Raw genomic sequence first — 20,275 nt, forward strand, 5'->3', positions numbered from 1 at the left:
CCCAGGATGGCGCGAGGCGGTTCCCGACGCGATCTCACCCCCGACTTCGACCCCGACTGCGGCGACGCCGCCCTCACCCGCGCCCGTCAGGACATCGTCATCGGCCGTTGGCAGGGCCTGCGGGAGCTGCTGCGGGACACCGGCTCCGACTGGGCGTCCCGCGGGCACCGGGTCCGCTCGCTGGCGCAGGCGTGCGCGGCCAGTTCGACGGCGGAGTCCTGGCTGGCCGCCGAACCCCGCGACGCCGACGCGCTCGTGCTGCGGGCGGCGACCGAGACGGCCCGGGCGTTCACCCTCGCCGTGACCGGCGGCCGGGGCGTCCCCGTCGACCAGCGGCGCGTCGACGCGGCGGTCCTGGCGTGCCTGCGGGCCACCGAGGCGCACCCGGAGGACCCGACGCCGTGGGTGTCGCTCATCTCCGTCGCGCGGCTGTATCCGTCGGGGGTGCGCCGGCGGGAACTGGGCCGCTGGTGGGACGAGTTGCACCACCGCGACCCGTTCAGCGTCGAGGGGCACCTGCAGGTGCTCCACTACTACTCGTCCCGGTGGCACGGCTCGCACGGACTGATGTACGACTTCGCCCGGGACGCGGCCGGGGTGGCGCCGCCCGGCTGCCCGCTCCCGGTGCTGGTCCAGTACGCCCGGGTCGAGGAGTACCGCTACGCCCTGGACGCCAGTGGCGGGCAGCACGCCTCCATGGGGCTCGGCACGCATTGGAGCGGCGACGGCGCCGTCGGGGACGTCCGCCGCACCTGGGAGCGCTGGATCACGGGTCGCCCCGGGACCGCCGTGGCCCCGGCCGAGGTGCGGGACCTCAACCACCTGGCGCACGCCGCCTGTCAGGCGGGCGTCCACGACATCGCCGGGCCGCTGCTGCGGATGCTGGCCGGGCGCGCCACCCGCACCCCGTGGGCGTACACCGGCGATCCGGCCAAGCAGTTCGTGCGGTGGCGGCGCGAGATCGAGGTACGGGACTCACGGATCACAGCGTCCGGCGCCGGACCAGCAGCGCCAGGACCAGCAGGCCCGGGACCAGCGGCAGCCACACCGTCAGCAGCCGGTAGCCGAGGACCGCGGAGGCGGCGGTGGCCGCCGGCGCTCCGGCCGTGGTGAGGGCGTAGGCGAGCACGGCGTCCAGGGAGCCGAGGCCGCCGGGCGTCGGCAGCAGCGCGGCCGCCCCGCTCGCCGCGAGGTACAGCACGGCCAGCCGGGCCGGGCCGAGGGTCAGCCCGACCGCCTGGGCGACGGCGGTGAGCGCGGCGCAGTGCCCCAGGACGTACCCGAGGGAGCCGCCCCACAGGGCCGCCGCCCGGGCCGGCCGGGCGTGGACGGCGACGCTGTGGCCGCGCAGCGCGGCCAGGGCGGCGCGGCCCCGGGACCGTACGGTGGCGCTCAGCAGCAGGAGGCACAGGGCCGCCGCGCACAGGGCGGCCGGTACTCCCCCGCCGCCCCGCGGCAGACGCAGCGCACCCGGGCAGGCCAGCACGAGGCCGGCGATCAGGACCGCCCGTACGGCCACCCCGGCGGTGCCCTTGACGGCCAGCGCGGTGGCGGCGTGGGCGAGCGGCAGGCCGGCCCGCACGAGGTAGCGCAGGTTCACCGCGCCGGAGCCGAGTCCGGCGGGCAGCACATGGCCCGCGGCGGACGCGGCGAACTGAGCGCCCACCAGGGCCGTGGGCGGCAGTCGCCGCAGCACGGCCCCCTGCTGGGCGAGCGCCGCGCACGGCCAGGTGGTCAGGGTGGCCGCGGCGGCGGCCAGCAGCCAGGCCCGGTCGGCGGTGGCGAGCCGGACGGCGCCGGTGTGCAGCACCGGCCAGTGGCGCCAGGCCAGCCACACCACGGCCGACAGGACGGCGAGGGTGAGGGCGGTGTGCGCGTAGGCGCGTGCGCGCCGGGCGGGGGTGAGGGCCGGGTCCGGCGTCATCCAGAGCCGCCCGCGCCCGGGAGCGGGGCGACGCGGGCGTCCAGGCGGGGCAGGCGGTGCAGTTCCCACGTGCGCGCGTACGCGGGGCCGTTGCCGCGGCGCGGGCTGAGGACCGCGACGGAGGTGCGGCGGGCGGTGTCCAGGATGGCGGCCTCGGAGGTGTCGGCGTTGTGGCCGCTGACGGCGCCGGAGGCACAGCCGGCGTAGAAGGCGATGGGGATGGCCTGCTCCCCGGTGAGCAGGCAGGGCGGGCGTACGCCGAGCCGGTGGAGCTCGGTGGCCGAGCGGGCCCAGGCGAGCCGGGCCTCGGTGGTGCGGTCCACGGTGCTGTCCAGGACGGCGAACTGCACGCCCAGGTGACCGGCGAGCGCCAGACCGATCACGGCGAGGGCCACCGGGCGCCGGCGCCCGTCCTTGCCCACGGCCAGGTGGAACAGCGCGTCCACGACCGGGATGGCGAGCAGCGCGTAGGCGGGCAGCAGGAAGCGGGGGGCGGCGTAGCCGATGAGGAACAGGTAGGGGACGGCGGCCGTGGTGGCGCAGGCCAGCGGGAGCAGGGTGCGCCGGGTGCGGCCGGAGCGGACGGCGACGAAGAGGGCGTAGCCGGCGAGCACCGGGAGCGTGAGCCACCAGGCGTAGATGCCCGGGTGGGGGAGCTCACCGCCGCAGGGCCGGCACAGGGCGGTTCCCATGAGGCTGCGCATCTGGTCGTCGACGGCGATGTTCCAGCCCAGGTCGCCCTGGATGCGGGACGCCTCGTTGAGCCGTTCGCGCAGTCCGCCGAAGGCGAGGAACGCCTCGACGACCCACTCCACGCCCCCGGCGGCCAGACCCCCGGCGAGTGCGCCGCCGAGCCGCCAGTGGCGCCGGACGGCCACGAGGACGAGCAGCGGCAGCGTCACCCACACGGCGTCCGTGGGCCGCATCCAGGCCATCAGCGCGGCGCCGCCGACGACACCCCACAGGGCGGGGGTGTCGAAGCGGTCGGCGCGGACCCGCAGGAAGCAGCCGACGCAGATCAGCGCGCCGAACGCGACCCAGAGGTTGGGCATGGCCTGCGGGCCGTAGAACATCGTGATCCACAGGGTGACGAAGAACGCGCCGGCGCCGGCCAGGACCCGGGCCGGGAACAGCCCGCGCCATACCCGCAGGGCCACGTACAGGCCGAGTCCGGACAGGACGGCGAGGTAGACGCGGAGCAGGATCGTGGACGACGACCAGGAGGCGACGGGCCACACCAGCAGGGAGACGCCGCGCGAGCGGGGGGCGCTGAAGAAGGCGGCGGGCGTGTCGGCGGAGACCTGGCTGACGTAGACGATCTCGTCCCAGCCCAGGCCCATGGCGGGGCCCACGAGCAGGAGTTGCGCGACGGTGAAGGCGCCGGCCACGGCCGCGAGCAGGAGGTCGCCGCGCAGCCGCCGCGGCCGGCCGGTCCCGGTCCGCTGATCGGGCCGTCCCGCGCTCATGAGCATGGGCTTGGTGCCGTGCGCCATCGATCACCCCTCACCCCCGCGCGTCGCGGGTCTTCTGGCCCCGCGGCCCGGCCAGTGGCGCGGGGAGCCGAAAAGATTAAAAACATCGACAAACTAACCCGTACCGGGCATGGGCGGGGGGTGGGTTCCGCCAGGTGCCGCACGGATGGCGCGTCCGCCCCGGTCAGCGCGCCCACCGGGGGTGGACCGACGCCACCCGGATGCCACACTCTGCTGTGTGGCTCCGACTTTCGCAGACCTCCTCGACCGCGCCCGATCCCTGGCCGACGGGGGCGGCCGTGCCGTCCTGGGCATCGCGGGCAGCCCCGGGGCGGGCAAGACGACCCTGGCCGAGACCCTGGTGCGGGAACTGAACGGAACAGGCGACCCCTGGGTGGCCCATGTGCCCATGGACGGCTTCCACCTCGCCGACTCCGAGCTCGAACGGCTCGGCCGCCGCGAGCGCAAGGGCGCCCCGGACACCTTCGACGCGGCCGGGTACGCGGCCCTGCTGCGGCGGCTGCACGAGGAGACCGGCGACGGCACCGTCTACGCCCCTTGTTTCGAACGGGTCCTGGAACAGCCGATCGCCGGTGCCGTGCCGGTGGAGCCCACGGCCCGGCTGGTCGTCACCGAGGGGAACTACCTGCTGCTGGAGACGGGCGCCTGGGCGCTCGTGCGGCCCCAGCTGGACGAGGTGTGGTTCTGCGAGCTGGAGGAGCGGGAACGGCTGCGTCGGCTGATCGCCCGTCACGAGCGGTTCGGCAAGACGCACGAGGAGGCGGTGGCCTGGGTGACCCGCTCGGACCAGCGCAACGCGGAGCTGGTCGCCGCGACCCGGGACCGGGCCGACCTGGTGGTCCCGGCGACCGCGCTGCCCTCGTGACACCGCGTCAGGGTGAACCCGTGCCCCGCCCGAGCCGTACCCCTGGGCACGGCGGAAGGTCTGCCGGTACGACTCCCGAGGCTGGTGGCGTCACCCCGGGTCCGGGGCCGGCGGCACCGCGGAGCGGATGATGGCGCTCGAACAGAACCCGGTCGCGGTCACGTCGCCGGTGCCGGAGGCGCCCTCCGGCACCGCCGGTGAACGGCCCTCAGGGGGACCGCGGTGGCCGCTGCCCCTGCTGGTGGTGCTGCTGCTCGGGCAGATGGCCGTGGCCATGGTGACGACGGCCGTGCAGCAGACGCCGACGATCGACGAGCCCGTCTACGTGGGCACGGCCGCCGAGTACCTGCACACGCACGAACTGGTCCACAACCCCGAGCACCCGCCGCTCGGCAAGCTCGTGATCGGGCTGGGGGTGGCGCTCGCCGATCCGCACCTGGACTCCGGATTCAGCGGCGACCAGGGCGAGTTGGGCCGGCACCTGCTGTACGAGTCGGGCAACGACCCGTGGCGGGTGATGCTGTTCGCACGGCTCCCCGTGATCGTCCTGACGCTGGTGTTCGGCTGGGTCGCCTTCGTCTTCGCCCGCGAACTCGCGGGCCGGCTCGCGGGGTTGGTGGCGCTCGGGCTGTACACCTTCTCCCCCGACCTGATCGCGCACGGTTCGCTCGCCACGCTCGACGTCCCGGCGGCCGGGTTCGTGCTCATGTCCGCATGGCTGGCGTGGCGGGCACGCCGCCGGCCGCGCCGGTACGTGCCGCTCGCCGGAGCGGCGCTGGGGGCGGCCCTGGCGACGAAGATGAGCACACTCCCGGCCGTGCCCGTCCTGCTCGCGCTCACCGCGCTGTCGGTGTGGTCCGCGCGGCCGCCGTCACTGCCCCGGCGCCCGGCACTGCGCCGGGCGGCCGCGGCCGCCGGCGTCATGGCGCTGGTCGCGGTCGCCGTCGTCTGGGTGTCCTACCTGCTGGTCGATCCGCGGCTGCGCTGGGACCCGGACCAGCCGGTGCCGGTCGTGCACGGCCTGCGGGGTCTGGCGGTGGACCTGCTGCCGTTCCCCGAGTCCTACCGGGACGGCATGCGCGTCCAGTTCGCCTTCGAGAACCACCCCTGGCAGGGCTTCCTGTTCGGCCGGCTCTACACCGGGGCGCTCTGGTACTACCTGCCCGCCGCGCTGCTCGTGAAGACGCCCCTCGGCATGCTCGCGCTCGGGGCGGCGGGCGCGGCGGCGGCGCTCGCGGTACGGCGGCTGCGGCCGGCGGCGCCCTATCTGCTGGTGCCCGCCGCCGTGCTGCTGGCCGCGGCGATGCTCGGGGCGCGCAACTTCGGGACGCGGTACGCCTTGTTCGTGCCGATGTTCCTGGCCGTGGCCGCGGGGTGCGCGCTCGCCGTGCGACGGCGGTGGGTCACGGCCGGGGTGGCGGCGCTGGTGGCGTTCGTCGCGGTCAGTTCGCTGCGGACGTTCCCCTACTATCTCCCCTACTCCAACGAGGCGTTCGGCGGTCCGGCGCAGACCCGGCTGCGGCTGCACGACTCGAACGTGGACTGGGGCCAGGACCTGGGACGGCTGGCCGACCGGCTGCGCGAGCGGTACCCGCACGAGCGGGTCTGGCTGGTCTACAAGGGCAGCGGGGTGCCGTCGTACTACGGCATCCGGGCCCGCGATCCGCGCGAGGTGCCGCCGCACGAGGTGCGCGGACTGCTCGTCGTGTCCGACTCGGCGGCGGCCAAGGCGACCGGCCGGCTGGCCCGGCTGATCGCCGGCAGTCGCCCCGTCGATACGATCGGACACTCGATCACCCTCTACCGGCGGTGAGCGGGCGCCCGTTCGATCCCTGGTCACCACGGTGTGTGGGCTATGTTGAGGCACTGTGGAAGACAATGGAGGCACGCCTTCGCCCTCGCCCCAGCAGGCGCGTGCGCAGGCGTCCGCGATCACCTCGGGAAAGACCGCTCCGGAAGCGGAGGCTTCCCCGACTTCCCAGCTCCGGACCCTCTTCGACCAGCCCAGACTGTCGCCCGGGCAGCGCCGGATCGCCCAGTACCTGATCGAGCACCTCACGGAGGCGGCGTTCCTGTCGATCACCGATCTCGCGGAGCGGGCCGGGGTCAGCCAGCCGTCGGTGACGCGGTTCGCCGCGGCGGTGGGCTTCAGCGGTTACCCGGCGCTGCGGGAGAAGCTGCAGTCGATCGCCCTGGGGACGTTCGCGGGCGGTCCCGCGTCCGAGGAGAACGGCGCCAACGAGCTGCAGGCCGCCGTGGACGCCGAGATCGAGAACCTGGAGAACCTGCGGCGGGACTTCGTCGACCCCGACGAGGTGATCGACGTCGGCCGCAAGCTGTCCCGCTCCACGCCGCTGACCATCCTCGGGCTGCGCATCTCCGCCTCCCTCGCCGAGTACTTCGCCTACGCGGCCCGCCGTATCCACCCCGACGTACGGCTGGTCACCCGGGGCGGCAGTGTCGCCTACGACGCCCTGCTCCAGTCGCGCGAGGCAGGCGGCACCTGGGTGCTGGCGTTCTCGATGCCCCGGCACGCCCAGGAGACGCTCACCGCGGTGCAGGTGGCGCGCAGCGCCGGCCTGAAGATCGCCCTCGTCACCGATCTCGCGCTCGGCCCGGTGGCGGACGCCGCCGACGTCGTCTTCGCCACGGGCACCGGCTCCCGCCTGGTCTTCGACTCCTACGCGGCGCCCGGCGTGATGGCGGCCGCGCTGCTCCAGGCCATGACCGACGCCGACCCGGAGCGCACCCAGGGGCGCCTGGAGGACTACGAGCAGATCTCCGAGGAGCACCAGTTCTTCCTGCGGGACTGACCGGCCCGCTCTCCCACCCCACCTGCCGAACCACGGCACACGGGCAGCTTTCACTTCAAATCACGCATGAATGTTTTCATACGCCTTGCAAACCAGACGGCATATATAAATACTGCACACGTATCACCCGCCCGACAGAAGGCAGCCGGTCCGCTCATGCACACGTCGTCCCATCCGTCGTGTGCGTCCCGGCAGCCGCGACGGGCTCCACAACGAACAGCGCCTGCCGCCGTCTCCTACCCGCGTCGGCGCACGGGCTGTTCGGTCGGGCACCGCCTGCGCGTGTGCCCGGTGGCGGCGGCCCCGGTCATCCCCTAGGCCGGGGCCGCGCCGAAACCCCGTCGGACACCCCGGACGACGCCGCACACCCGTGGAAGCGATGATCATGCCCCTGACGACGACGCGCATCAGCCCGGACTGGCCGTGCCAGGTCAAGACCCCCGGCTCCTACGACTGGGAACGCTCCGCGGCCAAGTGGCTGCGCGACCTCGTGCCGGCCCGCTACGCCAGCTACCCCGCGCTGATCCGCCACCCCGTCCTGCTGGCCCGGCACGCGCAGATCCAGGTGCAGCACGAGATCCGGGTCGCACGCACCGCGCTGCAGACCGCCCGGGCCGACCTGCCGGCGCTGGGGCTTCCCGAGTCGGTCATCGAGCACACCATCAAGATGTACGCGGCCGAGGTCATGCAGTTGCAGCACATCGCGCGCAGTGTCCGCGCGGTGTCGCAGGCGCTGGTCGAGCGCGGGCGCTGACGCGGCGGCGGGTCACCGGTCAGGGCTCCTCGCCGCGTGCCGCGCAGCTGACCTCCGCCGACGGCGAGGCGTCCGACCCGGTCGCCGCCAGGAAGCCGAAGGTGACGCTCGCGCCCGGTGCGAGGCTGCCGTTCCAGTCCGCGTTGGCCACGGTCGCCGAGCCGTCGGCCCCGGTGGACAGCGTGCCGTCCCAGACCTGGGTCAGCCGGGCGCCGCCGGCCGGTACGACCGTCGCCGTCCAGGCCGAGACGGCCGCGGACGGGGCACCGGTCACCGTCACCTCCCCCTGGAAGCCGCCCTGCCAGCTGGAGACGGTCCGGAAGGACGCCGCGCAGCCCGCGTCGGCTCCGGCCGCGTCCCCGCCGGTTGCCTCGGACGCCGGGGCGGAGGGCTTCGCGGACGCGGCGGGTTCCCGGGCCGCCCCGCTGCCGCCGCCGTCGCGTCCCGTCAGCAGGAGGGCCCCGCCGAAGCCGAGGACCGCCGCGGCCGTCACGGTCACCGCGAGGACGGTACGGCGAAAGCCCGCGCCGTGCGCGACCGGAGCGGGACCGGCGCCGCCGTACGGGACGGTCTCGCCGTCGCCGGGGACGGCCGGCAGCTCCTGCGTGGCGTCCTCGGCGCCGGGGGCGGGCCGGGGCAGCGCCACCGTCTCGTACCCTCGGCCGGCGTCCTCCTCCCACTCGCGGAAGAGTTCCGCGAGCGCGTCGGTACGGCGTGGGCGCAGCACGTGGATCGGTTCCAGGGCCGGTCCTTCGCCGGGTTCCGCGGGGTCGGGCTGGGTGGGCACACCGCTCTCCTTCCGTCCCGTCGTGCACGGGTTGGCCAATCCCCGGGAAGAGATACGGCGGTGCCGCCCCGCCGGTTCAGGCGCCCGCTGGAGCGGAACCGGTGACGAAACGGCGCAGCGACTCCTTCATGGCGGTGACGAAGGCGTCCCGCCGGGTGTCGTCCACGGCGTCCAGGGAGAGATAGGGGTTCAGGTCCTCCAGCTCCACCAGCAGCAGGGCGCCGTCCGGGGCACGGCAGGCGTCGACGCGCTGGATGCCGTGCCCGATGGTGTTCCACTCGACGAAGCGCCGGGCGAAGTCCAGGTCGGCGGCGCTCGGTTCGTACGGTTCGAGCTGCCAGCGCCGGTCGGTGTGCGGCGCGTACAGGGCGTACTGGAAGGCGTCGTCGACGAAGTAGAACGACACCTCGTAGGCGAAGTCGACGTGCGGCTGCACCAGGACGGTTCCGTCGGCGGCCTCGCGTGCCTCGGCCCCGGAGACCATCCGCAGCCCGATGGAGTCGGCGCCGAGCCTGGGCTTGACCACGTACCGCCCGGCGCCGGGCAGCAGGTGCAGGTCCTCGGCCCGGTCCACGGTGGGGATGACCGGGAACCCGGCGGCGGTCAGGTCGAGCAGGTACTGCTTGCCCGCCATGTCCCCTTTGCCGGTGAGCGGGTTGTACACGCGGGTCCCGGCGGCGAGCGCGCGGCGCCGGAAGTCGTCGTACACGTCCTGGTAGCCGAGGACGGGGCCGCTGTTGCGGACGACGACCGCGTCGAAGGCGTCCATCAGCGCCGCCGCGTCGCGGGGGTGGCACAGCGCCAGGTCGAGGTCCTCGCGCAGCCGGGAGGTGAGATGGATGTCCTCGTCGCAGTAGCGGCGCCCGCGGGCCGGGTACGCGAGGTCGCTGACGTACAGGATGCGGGGGCGGGCGGCTGGCATGCGGGGCTCCTGGGGCTGCGGTGGCAGCCGATCGTAAGCGGAGCCCCGATGTCCGGACAAACGCCGGACGGGGCTGTCCCGGGCCGGGGGCGCTCTGCCCTCGGCCGATCTGCCGCAGGCAGAGAAGGCCACCGGTGGCACCCGGCCCGGCCGACAGTGGGAGGCGACGGCATCCCATCACCGAGGAGGACCGATGACCCCACCTGTCACGCTCACGCCCCGCGCGGAGGAGGGCGAGACCCCGCCGACCCGGTTCGACGACCAGCTCGCCTCCCAACTGCTGGGCCAGCGCATTGTGTTGCTGGGCACCGAGGTCACCGAGGCGTCCGCCAACCGGGTGTGCGCCCAACTGCTCCTGCTGTCGGCGGAGGACCCGCGCACCGACATCAGCCTGTACATCAACAGCCCGGGCGGCTCGGTCCACGCGGGCCTGGCCGTCTACGACACGATGCGGCTCATCCCGAACGACGTCTCGACGCTCGCCATGGGCTTCGCCGCCAGCATGGGCCAGTTCCTGCTGAGCGTCGGCACGGCGGGCAAGCGGTACGCGCTGCCGAACGCGCGGATCATGATGCACCAGCCGTCGGCGGGCATCGGGGGCACCACCGCGGACATCGAGATCCAGGCGGACAACCTGGACTTCACCAAGCGGACCATCGAGCGGATCACCGCCGAGCACACCGGTCAGACCCCGGAGACCATCTCCCGGGACGGGGACCGCGACCGCTGGTTCACGGCCGAGCAGGCCAGGGAGTACGGCATGGTGGACCGGGTCCTGGAGTCCCTCGCGGACGTCCGCCCGGCCGCGTCCAGGCGACGGATGGGACTGTGATCATGGGGAACTACACGATTCCGTACGTCACGGAGCGCACCGCGCACGGTGAGCGGTCCTCGGACGTGTTCAGCCGGCTGCTGTCCGAGCGGATCATCTTCCTCGGCACCGAGATCGACGACGGCGTCGCCAACGTCGTCATCGCGCAGCTCCTGCACCTGGAGTCGTCGGCGCCGGAGAGCGAGATCTCGCTCTACATCAACTCCCCGGGCGGCTCGTACACCTCGCTCATGGCGATCTACGACACCATGACGTACGTCCAGGCGCCGATCTCCACGTTCTGCGTGGGACAGGCGGCGTCCACGGCCGCCGTGCTGCTGGCCGGAGGGGACCCGGGCCGGCGGTTCGTGCTGGAGCACGCCCGGGTCCTGCTGGGCCAGCCCGCGACCGGCGGCAGCCGGGGTGTGGTGTCCGACCTGGCCCTCCAGGCCAAGGAGATGGTCCGCATCCGCTCGCAGGTCGAGGAGGTGCTGGCGCGGCACACCCACCACGACCTGACGACGCTGCGCGCGGACATGGACCGCGACAAGGTGTTCACGGCGCCGGAGGCCGTCGCGTACGGGCTCGCCGACGAGGTGGTGAGCCGGCGCCTCGTGCGGGTCTGAGGCGCCGGCACCGCGTCACGCGGCCAGGCACAGCAGCCCGTCGTGGGGCGAGCCGGTCCCGCCGCGTCCGGACGGGGGCACCCGGCGGGAGGTGACCCGGGTCAGCTCGGTCTGGACGAGCGTCAGCAGGTCGCCCAGACCGAGGCCCAGGGCGCGGGCGGCGGCCGCGAGGACCTCGGAGGAGGCCTCCTTGCGGCCGCGCTCGACCTCGGAGAGGTAGGGCATGGAGATCCGGGCCGCGTCGGCCACGTCCTTGAGCGTGCGCTCCTGGGCGAGGCGTTCCCGGCGCAGGACGTCGCCGACCAGGTCGCGCCACAGGGGCTCCCTGGGCGTGGCCGCCGGTGGTGCGGCGGTGGGCGCGGCGGTGCCGGGCGCGGTGGACGACCGGGCGGGCGCGGGCCGTTCGGACGGGGGGCGGGTCGTCCCCGGGCGTACGGCGGCCGGACGCTGGACCGCTCGGCGCAGGGGGATGACGCGGGCTTCGTTCGGCGCTTGTTCGCTCACCGTCCCAGCCTAGGAGCCGGGGGCGTCAGGGGAAGGCGGGCGCGTTCCGCCCTGGACGAAATCGGGCGGGGCGCCCGTCACTCGGCGCCGAGGCGCATGACCGCACGGACGCGCTTGCCGACCGGGACGCGTTCCACGACGACCTCGGCGGCCAGCGCGTGGACGATCTCCAGTCCGTGCCGGCCGATGCGTTCGGGGTCCTTGGGGAAGCGGCGGGGCAGCGCGGAGCTGCTGTCGTACACGCAGACCGACACCGTGTCGTCGGTGCCCTCCAGGTCCAGGATGTACGGGCCGTTGCTGTGCCGGTCCGCGTTGGTGATCAGCTCGCTGACCACGAGAAGCACCTGTTCCTCCACGGGCCGCCCGATGGTGGCGCACCATTCGGTCCTGAGCCGGCCGAGGAACAGCGCGGCGAAGGACCGCGCCTCGGCGATGCAGCCCTGTTCCCCGCTGAAGTGCGCCGTGCGCCGCAGCGGCTCCACGGGCACGTCGAAACCAGTCGGAATCACTGCCTCGTCCACGTGGTCGATCATCGTTTCTCTCTCGGTAGCCGGCATCGCCGGACACTACTGCACCAGTCCTCGTACCCAGTGCGGCGCCGAGCAGTCCAACTCCGTGAGGCGCCGTACGTCACAGCCACGAGGAGTCCGTCCCCGGTCCGGTGGAGGCGGAGCCCGTGGCGGTCGTACGGCCGTCCGGGGGCGGCTCGGACGTCGTGGTCCCGGGCTCGGGGGCGGCTCGGACGTCGTGGTCCGCCGTGCCGACGTCTCCGGCGTGGAGGTGCCCGGACTCGCCGGCGTGCCCGTGCCGGGTGAGGTCGGGCAGGACGCGCCCACCGACGGCGGGGGCTTCCCCGGGCGGTGCGCTCCGTTCTCGTTCCGTGCTCCGGCTCATCGAGGCTCGCGGGCCGACGCGGACGGCCCTCCCGGCGGGCGAGGCACCCGGGTGCTGCTTAGCGTGGGCAGCGTGAGCGCGCAGACCCCCTCCCGCCCGGCCGTCGCCGCCCACGGCTGGGTGCAGGCCCTCGTCGTGGTCCTGGCCACGGCCGTCGCCATGGGGGTGGTCGCGGCGCTGGGTCTGTGGGCCGCCGGGGCCGCGGACCTGCCGGACGGTGCATTCCCGCGGGTGGTCGCCGCGACCTTGGTCACGGCGGTGGGCGGCACGGTCGAACTCACCGGCAGCGCCGGGGGTCTGGCCTCGTCCGACGCCGAGCTGACGGTGATCCCGCTGTCCGTGACGCTCACCGGGGCGCTGGTGGCGGCGGCCGGGTTCCTGCGGCCGCTGCGGCGCCGGGCGGTCGCGGGCGCCGGGGAACTGGCGGGCTGGGCGGCCCGGATCGCCGTCCTGTGGGTCCTGGCCGTGGTGGCCCTGTCCTTGGGGGCGCGCCAAACCTTCACCCTGTCCCTGGGCGACCTCGGCGAGGACGCGCTCGGCGATCTGGTTGACCTGTTCGGCATCCAACCCAAGGTCGGCTTCACGACGGACGTGGCGCTGAGCGTCTTCTTCGGCACGCTGTGGCTGCTGGGCGTGCTGGTGCTGGCGCTGCTGGCCGCGCGCGGCGCCCCGCTGCCGGCCCGGCTGCTGCGCTTCCAGGAGTCGGTGCGGCCGGCCGCGTACGCGATGGTGGTGCTGCTGCTGGCGTACGTGGTGCTGGGTGTCGTGGTCGGCCTGGTGGTGGCGGCGACGCGGGGCCATGTGGCGGAGACGTTCGCGGTGCTGCTGCTCGGGCTGCCGAACCTGGCGTGGCCGGCGCTGACGATCGGGCTCGGCGCGACGTGGAACGGCCGCGTGGAGGGGCCGTTCGGGCTGCCCATGCCGCATGTCCTCGACGAGGTGCTGCGCGGCCGGGACGTGTCCGAGGTGAACCTGGGCACGCTCGCCGAGCAGGACGTCCGGATGTGGTGGCTGCTCGTCGCCGACGCCGTGCTGCTGCCGGCCGCCGCCGTCGTGATGGCCCGGCGCTCACCCGCCCGGGTGCGCCCCTGGCAGCACGCGCTGCGCATGGCGGTCGCGCTGGCGCTCACGGTGCTGATGATCTGCCTCGTCGGGCGGATCTCCGCGCACTACGGCCTGTCCATCCTCGGGATCGGCGACCTGGGCGGCGGCCTGGCCGGGGAGCTCTTCCTGAAGCCCCGGACCTGGGGCGCCCTCGGCCTGGCCCTGCTGTGGGGCCTGGTCACGGGGTTCCTCGGCGGCCTGCTGGCGCGGCGCCTGCGGCATCGCGGCGAGGTCCCGGCGACGGCGGGGCCCGGGGTCCGGGACTGAGGCGGCGGTGGGCGTGGGGCGTCCGCCGAAGGGGGCGGGCGCCTGTCGGCACTCCGGATGCCCGCGGGGAGGGTCCGACCTGAGCGGAGGCGCACCCGCGGGGAGGCCGGCGCGGCGGCCGGCGTTGGGCGCGGACCGCCCCCCGCGTCCCACGGCACCGCACAGAGCCGCGGGGCCCGAGCCTGCGACATCGGTCAACTCAGCGCCGGTGGGCGGGCCGTGCCTGATCGTCCGCCTTCGGGGCGCCTGCCGAGGGCTAGCCCACGGGCACGATCAGAGCGGGGACGGTGCGCTGCATGCGCAGGGCGTCCACCGACTCGGCGAGCAGTTCGTACTCGGTGGTGTCGTCGCTCACGGCGATCCGCACGAGCCGGCCCGCCGCCAACTCGTCGGCGATGAGCTCCTGTTGATCCACGTCACCGCACCAGGCACGCAGCACGGCGGGGACGTCGGGCACGGTGTCGGCGACCGGGACGAGCGCAGCGGCGGGGATGCGCTCGGACTCCGGTCGCGGGTCTAATCGCTCGGCCATCCAGGACGCCCGGTCCCGCAGCCACCACAGGGCGAGGGCCAGGGTGGGCGCGCGGTAGGTACCGAGGGGTACGCCGATCCGCCGTCCGTCGCAGACGCCGTACGCGGTGACATGGCAAAGGAACTCGTCGTGCACGCAGCCTCCCCCGTGATGCCGTTTTCGCCTGTCGGCGGACCTCGCTTCCTGTGCGGCTCATGAGCGGTGTGTGAGCGCGCCGTCGCCCCACGTGAAGCACCCTCGCTGTCGAGTATGTTCACGACTGAAACACTGTCACCATGACTTTCCGGCCAGTCTGCTGGCATATTCACGGTCATCTGTGGCCTGAACCGGACGGAGACCTGGTCAGCCTCCGGGACACGCGACAGCGCCCGCGGACCGGTCGAGGTCCGTGGGCGCTGTCGAAGCCCTCGGGGAGGGCAGGGTCAGCCCTTGATCACCGCGTCGATGCGGGCCAGTTCCTCCGCGTCGAAGTCCAGGTTGCGCGTCGCGGCGACGCTGTCCTCGATCTGGCGGGGGCTGCTCGCGCCGACCAGCGCCGACGTGACCCGGCCCCCGCGCAGCACCCAGGCCAGGGCGAGCTGGGCCAGCGTCTGGCCGCGGGACGTGGCGATCTCGTCCAGCGCGCGCAGCCGGCCGACCAGGTCCTCGGTGACGGCGTCGGAGTTCAGGAACGGGCTGTCGCTCGCCGCGCGCGACCCCTCGGGGATGCCGTCGAGGTAGCGGCCGGTCAGCAGGCCCTGCTCCAGCGGGGAGAAGACGATCGAGCCGACCTGGAGCTCGTCGAGCACGTCGAGCAGGCCCTCGTCCTCGGGGCGCCGGTCGAGCATCGAGTAGCGCGGCTGGTGGATGAGGAGCGGGGTGCCCAGCTCGCCCAGGATCCGGGCGGCCTCGCGGGTCTGCTCCGCCGAGTAGTTGGAGATGCCGACGTACAGCGCCTTGCCCTGCTGCACCGCCGAGTGCAGCGCGCCCATCGTCTCCTCCATCGGAGTCTCCGGGTCGGGGCGGTGCGAGTAGAAGATGTCGACGTACTCCAGGCCCATCCGCTTCAGGCTCTGGTCGAGCGAGGACAGCAGGTACTTGCGCGAGCCCCACTCGCCGTACGGGCCGGGCCACATCAGGTAGCCGGCCTTGGTCGAGATGACCAGCTCGTCCCGGTAGGGCGCGAAGTCCGCCTTCAGCGCCTCGCCGAACGCCGCCTCGGCGGCGCCGGGCGGCGGGCCGTAGTTGTTGGCCAGGTCGAAGTGGGTGACGCCCAGGTCGAAGGCGCGGCGCAGGATGGCGCGCTGGGTCTCGGCGGGGCGGTCGGGCCCGAAGTTGTGCCAGAGGCCGAGCGACAGCGCGGGGAGCTTGAGGCCGCTGCGTCCGGTGCGCCGGTAGGGCATGTCCGCGTAGCGGTCGGGGTGTGCGGTGTACAACGCGACTCCAGAGAGGTGGGCACACGGGGGGGGCGGCTCGCGTGAGACGCCGTTCCGGTCGTCGTCCATGCTGTCGCGACCTGCGGGCAGTGGTCCAACAGGTAAATCAGATGGGATTCAGCGGCTAGGCTGCTCAATCATGGAACTGCGCCATCTCCAGCACTTCGTGGCGGTCGCCGAGGACCAGCATTTCACCCGTGCGGCCGAACGCCTCATGGTGTCCCAGTCCGGTCTGTCGGCCTCCATCCGGGCCCTGGAGCGGGAGCTGCAGACGCCGTTGTTCGTGCGGACGACCCGCCGGGTGACCCTCACCCCGGCCGGCCGGGCGCTGCTGTGCGAGGCGGAGCGCATCCTCGCGCAGGTGCGGGCCGCGCACGAGGCGGTGGCGGCGGTGCAGGGCGTGCTGCGCGGGATGCTCGCGCTCGGCTCCGAGCAGTGCGTCGCCGGAGTGCATGTGGCGGGGCTGCTCGCGGCCTTCCGGCGTGCGCATCCGGACGTGGAGATCTGTCTGCGGCAGGCGGGCTCCGGCGCGCTCGCGGAGGAGGTCGCGGCCGGGCGCCTCGACCTCGCCTTCGCCGTGCGGACCGCCCGGGAGGAGACCGACCAGCTGCGGGCCGTCCCGCTGACCAGCGAGCCCATGACCGTGCTGTGCCACCCGAGCCATCCGCTCGCCCTGGCCGGCGCCGCGGTCACCCCCGAGGACCTCGGCGGCGAGGTGTTCGTCGACTTCCACCCGGACTGGGGGCCGCGCCGGGCCACCGACAGCGTGTTCGCCGCCGCGGGGGTGCGCCGGACGGTCGCCCTGGAGGTCAACGACGTGCACGGCCTGCTGGACCTGGTCGACGAGAACCTGGGGATCGCCGTCGTACCGCGCCACTTCCGGCACAAGCGGCCGTCGCTCACGGCCCTGCCGGTCAAGGGCGCGGGCGACACCGTGTACCGGACGGTCGCCCTGCTGCCCCCGGAGCAGGCCACGAGTCCGGCGGCACGGGCGCTGATGGGGTTGCTGGATACCGGGGGCGCCTGACGCGGACATGCGCGATGGTGGACCCATGCATGCGAAGGACATCCTCATCGAGGGCTACGGCCGGATCCGCGAAGAGGTCCACGCGGCCGTCGAGGGCCTCGGCCCCGACGAGCTCGGCACCCGCCCCTCCCCCGACGCCAACTCCATCGCCTGGCTGATCTGGCATCTCACCCGGATCCAGGACGACCACATCGCCGACGCCTTCGGACTCGAGCAGGTGTGGCTGGCGCAGGACTGGCACCGCAAGTTCGGGCTCGACCTGCCGCGCCACGACACCGGCTACGGCCACACCCCGGCGAAGGTCGCCAAGGTCCAGGTGTCCTCGGGCGACCTGCTGACCGGCTACTACGATGCCGTGCACGAGCAGTCGCTGGGCGCGCTGCGGACCGTGACCGCCCAGGACCTGGAGCGGGTCGTCGACGAGAACTGGGACCCGCCGGTCACCCTCGGGGTCCGGCTGGTCAGCGTCCTGTCCGACGATCTCCAGCACGTCGGACAGGCCGCCTACGTCCGCGGGCTCCTTCAGAGCGCGTAACCCGGGAGCCTTCAGAGCACGTAACCCGGGAGCACGACGTCCTCCAGGAGGGCCTTGCGCTCGTCGAACGGGATGAACGCGCTCTTGACGGCGTTCACGGTGACCGTGCGCAGGTCCTCGACCGTCCAGCCGGCCTCCTCGGCCAGCAGTGCCATCTCGCGGGTCATCGTCGTGCCGGAGACGAGCCGGTTGTCGGTGTTGAGGGTGACCCGGAAGCCGAGGTCCTTGAGCGCGGTGATGGGGTGCCCGGCGATCGACGTGGCGGCACCGGTCTGCAGGTTGGAGGTGGGGCACATCTCCAGGGCGATCCGGCGGTCACGCACCCAGCCGGCCAGCCTGCCGAGCTTGCCGTCGACGATGTCCTCGGTGATCCGTACGCCGTGGCCGATGCGCTGCGCGCCGCAGACCTGCACGGCCTGGTGGATGCTCGGCAGGCCGTGCGCCTCGCCGGCGTGGATGGTGAAGGGCACGCTCTCGCGGCGCAGATGCTGGAACGCGTCGAGGTGGTCGGCGGCCGGGAAGCCGTCCTCGGCCCCGGCGATGTCGAAGCCGACGACGCCGGAGTCCCGGAAGGCGACGGCCAGGTCGGCGGCCTCGCGCACCCGGTCGAACATCCGCATGCCGCACAGCAGCGTGCCCACCCGCACGGGCGTGCCGGCCGCGGCGGCCTTGGCCATGCCGGCGGCCAGGCCCTCCTGGACGGTCTCCACGACCTCGGCCATGGTCAGCCCGCCCCGTGTGTTCAGCTCGGGGGCGTAGCGCACCTCGCCGTAGACGACGCCGTCGGCGGCGAGGTCCAGGACGTACTCCTCGGCGGTGCGCAGCAGGCCCTCGCGGGTCTGCATCACGGCGAGGGTGTGCTCGAAGGTGGCTATGTAGCGGACCAGGTCGCCGGAGTTGGCTGCCTCGAAGTACCAGGCGGCGAGCTCGTCGGGGTCGGTGGTGGGCAGGGTGTGCCCGATCTCCGCCGCGAGCTCCACCACGGTGGCGGGGCGCAGGCCGCCGTCGAGGTGGTCGTGCAGGACGGCCTTCGGGAGGCGGCGGATCACATCGATGTCTACGCGCGTAGCGGTCATGGTGCGGTCTTTCTCGGTCGGGCGGGGTGCGACGGGGCGGGGCGGGTCAGCCGGCGGGCTGGAGCAGGTCCCAGCGGTTGCCGTACAGGTCCTGGAAGACGGCGACGGAACCGTACGGTTCGTGCCGGGGCTCCTCCAGGAAGGTCACGCCGGCCGCGAGCATACGGGCGTGGTCGCGGCCGAAGTCGTCGGTGTGCAGGAAGAACCCGACCCGTCCGCCGGTCTGGTCCCCGACGCGCGCCCGCTGGCCGTCCCCCTTGGCGCGGGCCAGCAGCAGTCCGGTGCCCCGGCCGTCCGGCGCCACGACGACCCAGCGGGAGCCGTCGGGGCGCGGGGCGTCCTCGACGAGCCGGAAACCGAGGGCGTCGGTGTAGAAGCGGATCGCCTCGTCGTAGTCGTCGACGACGAGGGTGACCAGGGCGAGATGGGACATCGGGGCCTTCCGGGACGGGTGGTCGACGGGAGAGGTTATACGTAAAACGTGGGCGGCGCCAGTCTCGGGAGGGGACGTTCTGGTGAGCGGGTGACGCGGGGCCCGGCGCGGACGTCCCGGAGGGAGGCGGGCGTGCGGGCTCCCGCCCCGGGGCCGGCGCACCCGCCGGCGAAGGCCCGCCGGCGTGGCACTCCCCCGGGCAGGGACCGCACGGGTCTCAACCTCCCTGCCCGCGCCCCGCGTTCAGCCGGTCCAGCTCCTCTCCGGTCAGGCGCAGGGCGCCGGCGGCCACGTTCTCCCTCAGATGGCCGGGGTTTCCGGTGCCGGGGATGGCGAGGACGTGCGGGCCCCGGCTCAGGGTCCAGGCGATACGTATCTGGGCAGGGGTGACGCCGTGGGCCCGGGCGAGGGCCAGGACGTCCGCGTCGTGCGCGTCGGTCGCGCCGTGCTCCCCCACGTCTCCGGCCACCGTGTAGAAGGGCACGAACGCGATGCCCGCCGCGCCGCACAGGCGCAGCAGTTCGTCGGCGTCCGGGTCGGGCCGGTCGAGGGCGTAGCGGTTCTGGACGGCGACCACGGGGGCGATGGCCCGGGCCTCGGCGAGGTGGCGCGGCCGGACGGCGGAGATGCCGAGGTGGCGGACGAGTCCGGCCTCGCGCAGTTCGGCCAGGGCGCCGAAGTGCTCGGCGATGGAGTCCTGCCGCATACGGCGCAGGTACACGAGGTCCAGATGGTCGCGGCCGAGCTGGCGGAGGTTCTCCTCGACGTGGCCGCGCAGCTGGTCGGGCCGGGCGGCGGTGCCCCATTCGCCGTCGTACTCGCGGTGGGGACCGACCTTCGTGGCGATGACGAGGTCGTCGGCGTACGGCGACAGCGCGGTGTTGATGAGTTCGTTGGCGGAGCGCAGGGCGGAGAAGTAGAAGGCGGCCGTGTCGATGTGGTTCACGCCGAGTTCGACCGCGGTGCGCAGGACGGCGATCGAGCGGTCCCTCCGGCTGGGGACGCCGTGGTGGAAGGCGGCGCTGCCCGTCAGCCGCATCGCGCCGAAGCCGAGGCGGTTGACGGAGCGGTCACCGAGATCCCAGGTGCCCGCAGCGTGCGCGGTGATCGTTCCGGTGGTCATCGGCGGAGTGTCGCACACGCCGCGGGACCCGGGAGGGTGGTCAGCAGTAGAGGTTGGCGCCGGGGGAGACGCCGAGGATCTGGGTGAAGCGCTGGTAGGCGTCGACGCGGCTCTGGACCTGGGCGGGGTTCTTGCCGTCGCATTCCAGGGAGCCGTTGATGGAGCGGATGGTCTGGCCGAAGCCCGCCTGGTTGACCATGGCGTTGTGGGGGGTCATGGAGCCGGGGCCGTTCTGGGTGTTCCAGTACCACAGGCCGGTCTTCCAGGCGACGGCCGCCTCGTTCTGCACGCGCCAGGGGTTGTTGAGCAGGTCGATGCCGAGGGCGTCGCCGGCGGCCTTGTAGTTGAAGTTCCACGACAGCTGGATGGG

At 73.8% G+C, this 20,275-nt stretch carries 22 protein-coding genes and 1 pseudogene; 10 read left to right on the top strand and 13 right to left on the bottom strand.

Going from position 1 to position 20,275, the window contains the following annotated elements; all coding sequences use genetic code 11:
* The first annotated feature begins 6 nt into the window (after positions 1 to 6).
* Positions 7 to 1,113, top strand: coding sequence for a hypothetical protein (locus ABZ899_RS32035; protein WP_361353026.1), 1,107 nt, complete (start codon positions 7 to 9; stop codon positions 1,111 to 1,113).
* Here the strand turns inward: ABZ899_RS32035 and ABZ899_RS32040 are convergent.
* Positions 1,085 to 1,924: pseudogene (locus tag ABZ899_RS32040) on the bottom strand (lysylphosphatidylglycerol synthase domain-containing protein); the annotation flags it as partial. The gene ABZ899_RS32035 and the pseudogene ABZ899_RS32040 sit on opposite strands and share 29 nt — an antisense overlap.
* Positions 1,921 to 3,417 (bottom strand): hypothetical protein, encoded by a 1,497-nt coding sequence (locus tag ABZ899_RS32045; RefSeq protein ID WP_361353029.1) that lies wholly within the window; start codon positions 3,415 to 3,417, stop codon positions 1,921 to 1,923. The gene ABZ899_RS32045 and the pseudogene ABZ899_RS32040, both read right to left, overlap by 4 nt.
* 217 nt (positions 3,418 to 3,634) lie before the next feature.
* Here ABZ899_RS32045 and ABZ899_RS32050 point away from each other — a divergent pair, with 217 nt between their 5' ends.
* The 4 genes from ABZ899_RS32050 (at position 3,635) to ABZ899_RS32065 (ending at position 7,849) form a co-directional block, all read left to right on the top strand.
* A complete protein-coding gene (locus tag ABZ899_RS32050; protein ID WP_361353032.1) occupies positions 3,635 to 4,282 on the top strand; it encodes a nucleoside/nucleotide kinase family protein in 648 nt (215 codons plus the stop codon).
* A gap of 262 nt (positions 4,283 to 4,544) precedes the next feature.
* Positions 4,545 to 6,095: a phospholipid carrier-dependent glycosyltransferase gene (locus ABZ899_RS32055; RefSeq protein ID WP_361353100.1), complete on the top strand. Its 1,551-nt coding sequence runs from the start codon at positions 4,545 to 4,547 to the stop codon at positions 6,093 to 6,095.
* A 55-nt stretch (positions 6,096 to 6,150) separates the two neighbouring features.
* Positions 6,151 to 7,095, top strand: coding sequence for a MurR/RpiR family transcriptional regulator (locus tag ABZ899_RS32060; RefSeq protein ID WP_361353035.1), 945 nt, complete (start codon positions 6,151 to 6,153; stop codon positions 7,093 to 7,095).
* Between the two features lie 379 nt (positions 7,096 to 7,474).
* The gene (locus ABZ899_RS32065; RefSeq protein ID WP_164492250.1) at positions 7,475 to 7,849 is read left to right on the top strand and encodes a hypothetical protein; all 375 of its coding nucleotides are present in this window, start codon (positions 7,475 to 7,477) and stop codon (positions 7,847 to 7,849) included.
* Positions 7,850 to 7,868: 19 nt separating this feature from the next.
* Here the strand turns inward: ABZ899_RS32065 and ABZ899_RS32070 are convergent, their stop codons facing one another.
* Positions 7,869 to 8,636: a cellulose binding domain-containing protein gene (locus ABZ899_RS32070; RefSeq protein WP_361353038.1), complete on the bottom strand. Its 768-nt coding sequence runs from the start codon at positions 8,634 to 8,636 to the stop codon at positions 7,869 to 7,871.
* Positions 8,637 to 8,712: 76 nt separating this feature from the next.
* The gene (locus tag ABZ899_RS32075) at positions 8,713 to 9,558 is read right to left on the bottom strand and encodes a hypothetical protein (RefSeq protein ID WP_361353041.1); all 846 of its coding nucleotides are present in this window, start codon (positions 9,556 to 9,558) and stop codon (positions 8,713 to 8,715) included.
* A 193-nt stretch (positions 9,559 to 9,751) separates the two neighbouring features.
* Between ABZ899_RS32075 and ABZ899_RS32080 the strand changes: the two genes are divergently transcribed.
* Together ABZ899_RS32080 and ABZ899_RS32085 are read left to right on the top strand one after the other, a co-directional pair.
* The gene (locus tag ABZ899_RS32080) at positions 9,752 to 10,390 is read left to right on the top strand and encodes an ATP-dependent Clp protease proteolytic subunit (RefSeq protein WP_361353044.1); all 639 of its coding nucleotides are present in this window, start codon (positions 9,752 to 9,754) and stop codon (positions 10,388 to 10,390) included.
* Positions 10,391 to 10,392: 2 nt separating this feature from the next.
* Positions 10,393 to 10,995 carry an ATP-dependent Clp protease proteolytic subunit gene (locus ABZ899_RS32085; protein WP_361353047.1) on the top strand — a complete coding sequence of 201 codons (603 nt, stop codon included), beginning with the start codon at positions 10,393 to 10,395 and terminating at the stop codon, positions 10,993 to 10,995.
* Between the two features lie 15 nt (positions 10,996 to 11,010).
* Here ABZ899_RS32085 and ABZ899_RS32090 read toward each other — a convergent pair whose 3' ends face one another.
* The 3 genes from ABZ899_RS32090 to ABZ899_RS32100 form a co-directional block, all read right to left on the bottom strand.
* Positions 11,011 to 11,499 (bottom strand): helix-turn-helix transcriptional regulator, encoded by a 489-nt coding sequence (locus ABZ899_RS32090; protein WP_361353049.1) that lies wholly within the window; start codon positions 11,497 to 11,499, stop codon positions 11,011 to 11,013.
* 77 nt (positions 11,500 to 11,576) lie between these two features.
* Complete coding sequence (locus ABZ899_RS32095) at positions 11,577 to 12,032, bottom strand: ATP-binding protein (RefSeq protein WP_361353102.1); 456 nt, start codon at positions 12,030 to 12,032, stop codon at positions 11,577 to 11,579.
* A gap of 97 nt (positions 12,033 to 12,129) precedes the next feature.
* A complete protein-coding gene (locus tag ABZ899_RS32100) occupies positions 12,130 to 12,393 on the bottom strand; it encodes a hypothetical protein (RefSeq protein ID WP_361353051.1) in 264 nt (87 codons plus the stop codon).
* A 72-nt stretch (positions 12,394 to 12,465) separates the two neighbouring features.
* On the opposite strand from ABZ899_RS32100, the gene ABZ899_RS32105 reads away from it, so the two are divergent.
* Positions 12,466 to 13,764, top strand: a complete 1,299-nt coding sequence (locus ABZ899_RS32105) for a streptophobe family protein (RefSeq protein WP_361353054.1) — start codon at positions 12,466 to 12,468, stop codon at positions 13,762 to 13,764.
* A gap of 256 nt (positions 13,765 to 14,020) precedes the next feature.
* Here the strand turns inward: ABZ899_RS32105 and ABZ899_RS32110 are convergent, their stop codons facing one another.
* Complete coding sequence (locus ABZ899_RS32110) at positions 14,021 to 14,431, bottom strand: hypothetical protein (protein WP_361353057.1); 411 nt, start codon at positions 14,429 to 14,431, stop codon at positions 14,021 to 14,023.
* A gap of 287 nt (positions 14,432 to 14,718) precedes the next feature.
* Positions 14,719 to 15,711 carry an L-glyceraldehyde 3-phosphate reductase gene (mgrA, locus tag ABZ899_RS32115; protein ID WP_361353060.1) on the bottom strand — a complete coding sequence of 331 codons (993 nt, stop codon included), beginning with the start codon at positions 15,709 to 15,711 and terminating at the stop codon, positions 14,719 to 14,721.
* A gap of 139 nt (positions 15,712 to 15,850) precedes the next feature.
* Between mgrA and ABZ899_RS32120 the strand changes: the two genes are divergently transcribed.
* Both ABZ899_RS32120 and ABZ899_RS32125 read left to right on the top strand, forming a co-directional pair.
* Positions 15,851 to 16,738 carry a LysR substrate-binding domain-containing protein gene (locus ABZ899_RS32120; RefSeq protein ID WP_361353062.1) on the top strand — a complete coding sequence of 296 codons (888 nt, stop codon included), beginning with the start codon at positions 15,851 to 15,853 and terminating at the stop codon, positions 16,736 to 16,738.
* 25 nt (positions 16,739 to 16,763) lie between these two features.
* Positions 16,764 to 17,273 carry a DUF664 domain-containing protein gene (locus ABZ899_RS32125; RefSeq protein WP_361353065.1) on the top strand — a complete coding sequence of 170 codons (510 nt, stop codon included), beginning with the start codon at positions 16,764 to 16,766 and terminating at the stop codon, positions 17,271 to 17,273.
* 11 nt (positions 17,274 to 17,284) lie between these two features.
* Here the strand turns inward: ABZ899_RS32125 and ABZ899_RS32130 are convergent, their stop codons facing one another.
* From ABZ899_RS32130 to ABZ899_RS32145, 4 genes are all read right to left on the bottom strand, one after another.
* Positions 17,285 to 18,349 (bottom strand): adenosine deaminase, encoded by a 1,065-nt coding sequence (locus ABZ899_RS32130; protein ID WP_361353068.1) that lies wholly within the window; start codon positions 18,347 to 18,349, stop codon positions 17,285 to 17,287.
* A gap of 46 nt (positions 18,350 to 18,395) precedes the next feature.
* Entirely contained in the window at positions 18,396 to 18,782 is a 387-nt protein-coding gene (locus tag ABZ899_RS32135; protein WP_361353070.1) for a VOC family protein, read from the bottom strand.
* A 217-nt stretch (positions 18,783 to 18,999) separates the two neighbouring features.
* Positions 19,000 to 19,905 (bottom strand): aldo/keto reductase, encoded by a 906-nt coding sequence (locus ABZ899_RS32140; protein ID WP_361353073.1) that lies wholly within the window; start codon positions 19,903 to 19,905, stop codon positions 19,000 to 19,002.
* A 40-nt stretch (positions 19,906 to 19,945) separates the two neighbouring features.
* On the bottom strand, positions 19,946 to 20,275 hold a 330-nt coding region (locus tag ABZ899_RS32145; protein WP_361353076.1), incomplete at its 5' end, for a chitinase.

Origin of the sequence: Streptomyces sp. NPDC046859 (assembly GCF_040645135.1) — a bacterium.
Lineage (GTDB): Bacteria > Actinomycetota > Actinomycetes > Streptomycetales > Streptomycetaceae > Streptomyces.